This window comes from Bradyrhizobium sp., assembly GCF_049691595.1.
Taxonomy (GTDB): domain Bacteria; phylum Pseudomonadota; class Alphaproteobacteria; order Rhizobiales; family Xanthobacteraceae; genus Bradyrhizobium.
The window spans coordinates 1-6,104 of the sequence record NZ_JBAVNZ010000577.1; the positions used below are offsets into that span (position 1 = coordinate 1).

General features: G+C 63.5%; 10 protein-coding genes. 4 read left to right on the top strand and 6 right to left on the bottom strand.

All coding sequences use genetic code 11. The features are described from left to right. The coding region (locus WCE35_RS23305; RefSeq protein ID WP_424595669.1) for a lytic murein transglycosylase at nucleotides 1-1,101 on the top strand (1,101 nt) is incomplete at its 5' end. 65 nt (nucleotides 1,102-1,166) lie between these two features. Here the strand turns inward: WCE35_RS23305 and WCE35_RS23310 are convergent. Further along, nucleotides 1,167-1,451 carry a hypothetical protein gene (locus WCE35_RS23310; protein ID WP_424595670.1) on the bottom strand — a complete coding sequence of 95 codons (285 nt, stop codon included), beginning with the start codon at nucleotides 1,449-1,451 and terminating at the stop codon, nucleotides 1,167-1,169. Nucleotides 1,452-1,691: 240 nt separating this feature from the next. After that, nucleotides 1,692-2,000: a hypothetical protein gene (locus tag WCE35_RS23315; RefSeq protein WP_424595671.1), complete on the bottom strand. Its 309-nt coding sequence runs from the start codon at nucleotides 1,998-2,000 to the stop codon at nucleotides 1,692-1,694. A 268-nt stretch (nucleotides 2,001-2,268) separates the two neighbouring features. On the opposite strand from WCE35_RS23315, the gene WCE35_RS23320 reads away from it, so the two are divergent. Both WCE35_RS23320 and bfr read left to right on the top strand, forming a co-directional pair. After that, nucleotides 2,269-2,532, top strand: coding sequence for a (2Fe-2S)-binding protein (locus tag WCE35_RS23320; RefSeq protein ID WP_424595672.1), 264 nt, complete (start codon nucleotides 2,269-2,271; stop codon nucleotides 2,530-2,532). A gap of 135 nt (nucleotides 2,533-2,667) precedes the next feature. Further along, the gene (gene bfr / locus WCE35_RS23325) at nucleotides 2,668-3,153 is read left to right on the top strand and encodes a bacterioferritin (RefSeq protein ID WP_424595673.1); all 486 of its coding nucleotides are present in this window, start codon (nucleotides 2,668-2,670) and stop codon (nucleotides 3,151-3,153) included. Between the two features lie 92 nt (nucleotides 3,154-3,245). Here bfr and WCE35_RS23330 read toward each other — a convergent pair whose 3' ends face one another. From WCE35_RS23330 to WCE35_RS23345, 4 genes are all read right to left on the bottom strand, one after another. After that, nucleotides 3,246-3,851: an MSMEG_1061 family FMN-dependent PPOX-type flavoprotein gene (locus WCE35_RS23330; protein ID WP_424595674.1), complete on the bottom strand. Its 606-nt coding sequence runs from the start codon at nucleotides 3,849-3,851 to the stop codon at nucleotides 3,246-3,248. 115 nt (nucleotides 3,852-3,966) lie between these two features. Beyond that, nucleotides 3,967-4,314 carry an MmcQ/YjbR family DNA-binding protein gene (locus WCE35_RS23335; protein ID WP_424595675.1) on the bottom strand — a complete coding sequence of 116 codons (348 nt, stop codon included), beginning with the start codon at nucleotides 4,312-4,314 and terminating at the stop codon, nucleotides 3,967-3,969. Between the two features lie 27 nt (nucleotides 4,315-4,341). Next, nucleotides 4,342-5,403 (bottom strand): alpha/beta fold hydrolase, encoded by a 1,062-nt coding sequence (locus tag WCE35_RS23340; RefSeq protein ID WP_424595676.1) that lies wholly within the window; start codon nucleotides 5,401-5,403, stop codon nucleotides 4,342-4,344. A 42-nt stretch (nucleotides 5,404-5,445) separates the two neighbouring features. After that, the gene (locus tag WCE35_RS23345) at nucleotides 5,446-5,691 is read right to left on the bottom strand and encodes a DUF2188 domain-containing protein (protein WP_424595677.1); all 246 of its coding nucleotides are present in this window, start codon (nucleotides 5,689-5,691) and stop codon (nucleotides 5,446-5,448) included. A gap of 150 nt (nucleotides 5,692-5,841) precedes the next feature. Here WCE35_RS23345 and WCE35_RS23350 point away from each other — a divergent pair. After that, nucleotides 5,842-6,104 (top strand): DUF2277 domain-containing protein (locus WCE35_RS23350; protein WP_424595678.1); only part of this gene is annotated, 263 nt, incomplete at its 3' end.

Below are 6,104 nucleotides of genomic sequence, written 5' to 3' on the forward strand. Positions count from 1 at the left end.
GTATCGCGCGCCACGTTCGATCGCGAAACGCGCGGGCTGGAGCCCGACTACAAACTGCCCGATCTGCTGCTGCCGGGCCGGCCCGCGACCGGCGCGCCGTCGCAGGCGGAATTCGTGCAGGTGCCGGCAGACTATGTGAAGGAAGCCTCGATCGCGCGGCTGGCGGCGGAGGGGCAGCGGTTGATGCAGAAGCACCGCGCCGCGCTGAATGAAATCGAAACGAGATTCGGCGTGCCCGCGCCAATCGTGCTGGCGATCTGGGGCCGCGAAACCGACTACGGCCGCTACACCCTGCCTTACGACGGCTTGCGCGTGCTGGCGACGCAGGCCTATGTCGGCCGGCGCAAGGACAAATACCGCAACGAGTTCATCCTGGCGCTGAAGATGATCGGCGACGGCGAGGTGACGCGCAAGGACCTGCGCGCGTCCTGGGCCGGCGCCACCGGGCTGACGCAATTTTTGCCGTCGGAATTCTACAAGCACGGCATCGATCTCGACGGCGACGGCAGGAAGGACATCTGGCACTCGGTGCCGGACGCGCTTGCTTCCGCCGCGCAGCAGCTCGTCAACAAGGGCTGGCAGGACGGCGTGCGCTGGGCCTATGAAGTGCGCGCGCCTGCCAATGTCGACTGCACCATGGGCGTGCCGGAGGTGACAAAACCGATCGGCCAATGGCTCCGCGCAGGCTTCGTGCCGGTGCGCGGGCAACAACTGGCCGCGGGCGAGCAGTCGCAGCCGGCGTCGCTGCTGCAGCCCGAGGGCATCTACGGCCCGGCGTTTCTGACCACGAAGAATTACTTCGTCATCAAGGAGTATAATTTTTCGGATCTGTATGTGCTGTTCGTCGGCCATCTCAGCGACCGCATGTCAAGTCCGCTGCCGTTCGCGACGCCCTGGTCGGCGTCAAGGCAGTTGCGCAGCGCCGATGTCGAAGCGATGCAGCGTCATCTGACGCGAATCGGTCTCTACAAGGACAAGCTCGACGGCAAGGCCGGCATGCAGACCCGCGCGGCGCTCGGGGCCTATCAGAAGTCCGCGGGCCTGAAGGTCGATTGCTGGCCGAGCGAGGCGGTGCTGCGTTCGATGAGCGCGGCGCGTTAAACAAAAACCCGGCCGAAGGTTCGGCCGGGTTTTCAACACAGCGATCGATGCGCCGGCAAGTAGCGTCAGTTGCAGACTTCGACGCGGCGGTAGCGCCAGCCATAGCCGTCCCAGAAGCGTTCGCGAACCAGACGGCAAGCGGGCTCCTCGACATAGACGGGGGCAGGGGCAACATACACCGGAGCCGGGCGGCTTGCCGCGATCGCGCCGCCGAGCAGCGCGCCGCCGATCAGGCCGCCGGCAATGCCGGCGGCGATCTGGCCGTTTTCGGCCCTGGCCGTCGGCATCGCCGAAACCAGCGAAGCGGCGATGGTTGCCATCGCGACCAAGGCAGTAAATCTGTTGTTCATCTCTTGATCTCTCCTGGAGATGGCGCCCTGAAGTTCGCGCCGGGTTTAAGGTGACTCGCACGCCATACTCGAACTGGCCATCCCGCCAGCGAGCGCGCAACGGTCGATCGAAAGTAACGTCGCGCGCCAATGGGCCGGAAAAAAGGTTTTTTCAGGCCACAGACATCATGCGCCCAGGGAAACCGATGGTTTTCCGGGGCATGCTGTCTGATTTAATGAAGGTGAACGAGAACCTATTTGTCAGTAGCAAACCCTGACGCGGCGAATCCGCCAGCCATAGCCGTCCCAGAACCGCTGGCGCTGCCACTGGCAGGGCGGGCCGTAGTAACCGGGATCGGCAACATAGGCTGGACGATAATATCGCGGACCATAATAGCCCGGGCCGTAATAGTAGTCGTTCTGGGACGCGATCGCGCCGCCGACGATGGCGCCGCCGATCAATCCCGCCGCGACGCCCGCGGCGACACCGCGTTGCGCATGGGCGGGGGCGGCCACGGCCGAAACAGCCAACGTGGCGACGGCAGCAAGTGCCACCAATGTCTTCTTCATGGCCTTACCTTTCTCTCGGGAGCAGGGACAGCGCGCAAACTGGTCTGTCGCAGCGAAAGTTTCACATTTCGCTTGAATGATCAATGAACGATGGTGCATCGCCTGATGACGAATGCGCACAGGTTATTTAACCTTTTTGTGGTGTACAAACAGGGAACGCAAGCGTCAGTTTGGAATTGCTGCAAAGTTGAGTTTTTCCTTTTGCATCCCGTCGCGGCCTTCAATATCGATGAATTGAAGCATCACCGATGGCCGCCGCCTTTTTCACATGATTGTTTGTTCCTGCAACGTCCTCAGCGACCAAGATGTCCGCGATGCCGTGGTCGCAGCCGGGGACCTGCCGCGCAATGCGAAGCAGATCTATGGGTGTCTCGGCTGCAGCGCCGAATGCGGCCGATGCGCGCGCACCATCAAGACCATCATCGATGAAGCGCTTGGCCCCTGTGCCAAAGTCTGCGCCCTCGGATGCCCGCACAGCCACGCCGAGTCAACGGAACCTGATCAGGCCGACTTCGCGCTCGCGGCCTGCTGAAGACCTCCCGCTCCGTCCGATTCCTCGGTCCTCACAGCTTTTTGCGAAGGGTTGCCCTCACTCGCTATCTGATTTAGATGCGTTCTAGATATTAGTTCTGGTCAGTTTTGGCCGCAGAACCCGGAGTGGTGGACCATGCAGGGCGACCCAAAAGTCATCGACTATCTGAACAAGGGCCTGCGCAGCGAGCTCACCGCGATCAACCAGTACTGGCTGCACTATCGGCTCTTGAATAATTGGGGCCTGCTCGACATGGCCAAGGTCTGGCGCAAGGAATCCATCGAGGAGATGGAGCACGCCGACAAGTTCACCGACCGCATCCTGTTCCTCGACGGTTTTCCCAACATGCAGGTGCTCGATCCCTTGCGGATCGGCCAGAACGTCAAGGAGATCATCGAGTGCGATCTGGCCTCCGAGATCGCCGCGCGCACGCTTTACCAGGAAGCGGCAACCCACTGCCACGGCGTCAAGGACTACGTCTCGCGCGACCTGTTCGAGAGCCTGATGAAGGACGAGGAACATCACATCGACTTCCTCGAGACCCAGCTCGATCTGATCGAGCGGATCGGGCTTGAGCTCTACACCCAGAAGCACGTCGGCGGGCTCGAGAGCGAGCACTGAGTCGGTGAACGCAACCCGGTCGTCATGGCCCGGCACAAGGCCGGGCATGACGGAGACAGTGTCGCTGTCGGTTCTTTGAGTTCAAATTCTCGCTACAACTGCGTCTTGTAGCGCGCCTCGACCACGGCCTGGTCTTCCGGCTCGCCGAGGCTGGTCTGTTCATGGATCACCTCGCTGATGCTCGGAAACACCCGGCGTTCGACCCGGGTATCCGCCGCCCACAGTCTTGAGCGCATCAGCGCCTTGCCGCAATGGAAATAGGCCTCGCGCACCTCGATGCGCAGCACCGCGCGCGGCGGCCTGCAAAACTCCACCATCGATGCCAGCAGATCCGGATCCGCCGACAGCGTGCCCTTGCCGCCGACGCGCAGCGTCTCGTCGATCCCTGGAACGAAGAAGATCAGTTGCACCAGCCCTGAGCCTTCGACCACGTTGCGGAAACTGTCGATGCGGTTGTTGCCGGAGCGGTCCGGCATCAACAGCAGGTTCGGACCGGCGACGCTGACAAAGCCGGGATGGCCGCCGCGCGGCGAGGCATCGACGCTGCCATCGGAGCCCGAAGTCGCCAGCACGCAGAACGGCGACAGGCCGATGAATTTTTTGGCGTGGCCGTCGATCTCCGGGCGTGCTTTTGCGATCACGCGCGCGGTGGGGCCTGGATAGATCGAGGCGAGATCGCAGGCGGCAAGGTCGGTCAATGGCTTCTCCGGCCGGAACGGCGTTTCGCCAAAATACCATCGCCGACCAGGCGCGCCAAGCGATGGTTCGCACCCGCGTCAGCCGGCGCGAGGCAGCAGTTGCTGCACGACGAAATCAGGACTTCCTGTTGGCGCGCAGTTTGGCCCGCGACTTCGGCGCGACGTTGTTCCATGCCATGGTCAGCGCGCTCTGCAGCGTGACCGGGTCGGCCTTCGCCAGCCTTACATTGGTGTAGCCCTGTTTGCCCCAGCCGCCCGGGACCGGGCGGAAGATTTTTGGCTCTGCCTCGACCAGCACCGATTGCTGCTCCGGCGTGAGCTTCACCATGCCCCAATCGTCATCGGGATAGCCGAGGCTGGCGAAGATGCGCTTGCCGACGCGGAAGTCGGCACGGCCCTGGTGCGAACCTTCGACGGCCTCGGGCAGGCCGAGCGCGACACGGCGGAAGCGGTTCGACGACATCGCGCTCACCTCGACGAACGAGCGGCGTTACATGGTCCGCTGCGGCGCGGCCCGCAGAAACTCGCGCAGCTCTCGCGCATAAAATTTCGCGTCGCCGGTGGTGAGATGGCCGCGCGTCTCGGTGCTGGCCGGGATCAGATGGATTTTCCCGTTCTTGATCCGCTTCACCGCGGCCTCGGTGACGCCGGTTTCCGGCGGATTGCGCTCGTCGTCGGCGGCATTGATCGCGAGCAGCGCGGCCTCGATCCGCTCCATGCCGCCGGACGGATCGTAGTCATGCGAGGCTTCCCACTGGTAGACGAAATCGTTGGCGTCGGCGGTGATCGGGCTCGCCAGCCGGTCGTCGACCATCTTGTCCGCCTTGTCCGTCGTCGGCGCCAATGTCTGATAGCCGAGCGTGCCGCCGCCGGTTGCGATCTGATAGGCATTGATGGCGTATTTCATCATGCGCGGCTGCGCGGTGTAATTGCCGCCATTGTAATCGGGATCGTTGCGGATGGTTTCCAGCATCATCCGCCGCAGCATCCAGTTGCGTGCCGCCATCGCGGTCGGCTGCGACGCCATCGGCACCAGCGCGTCCATCGCTTCAGGATATTTCACGCCCCAGATCCAGGTGTGCATGCCGCCCATCGAATTGCCGATCACCAGCCGCAGATGCCTGATGCCGAGCCCTTCGGTAACCAGCCGATAATGCGCATCGACCATGTCGGTGTAGTTGTATTTCGGGAAAGCCGTCTTCATGCCATCGGACGGTTTTGCGGATTTGCCGTGGCCGATTCCGTCCGGGATGATGATGTAGTATTTCGACGCATCGAGCGGCTGTCCGGGGCCGAACAGCTCGCCCGCGAAAGCCGGCGTCAGCATGTTGACCGCCGAGCCGCCCGAGCCGTGCAGCACCAGCACCGGCTGTCCGGTCGGCTCGCCCAGCGTGGTATAGTGCAGCCGCAGTTCCGGCATCGTTTCGCCGGTATGAAATTTGAAGTCCCTGGCGATCCAGTTGCCTTGCTTCGGCGCCGGATAGTCGGCCGCCGCAGCGGCGAACGAGGTCAAGGCAAGAGCGGCGCCAAGCGCCATGCGCAACAGGTCCATCGGTCGTCTCTCCAGGTCTCGCGCATCGTGCGCGGGGAATATTCAGGCGTTGTCCTCGACATCGGTCTCGGGACGATCGTTGCCGGCGGCGGTTTCGGTGAGCCATTGGCCGTCGGCCGTTTCATATTGGATCGCCTCGGTGCGGCCGGGCACGCGCTGCTCGGCGGCGGCGCGCCTGGCGGCCGAAAGCGCCGCGGCGTGGGTCGGAAACGGTTCGGAAAACACGCCGTTGACGGTGTAGGCCCAGCCGCCGTCATGCTCGACAATCTTGTAGGTCACATGGCTCATCGGGAACTCGCTTTTGCGGCGAAGCACACGGGGTGAACCCGCCGCCCATTCTATGACAGAATTGCGCGCCATGCAGGAATTTTGCACGGTCCGTGCGTCCTTGGGAAGGCGATCCGCCCGCCCCCCGCCGCCCGCGCAGAGGAGACAACCATGTGCCGCAACATCAAGACGCTGTTCAACTTCGAACCGCCGGCGACCGGGGATGAAATTCATGCCTCGGCCCTGCAGTTCGTGCGAAAACTGTCCGGCTTCAACAAGCCGTCGCAGGCCAACGAAGCGGCGTTCGACCGCGCGGTGGCGGAAGTCGCCGACGCCGCCCGCCGGCTGCTGACGTCGCTGCATACCCATGCGCCGGCGCGCGACCGCGAGCTCGAGGCTGGGAAGGCGAGGGAGCGCACGCGGCTGCGGTTCGG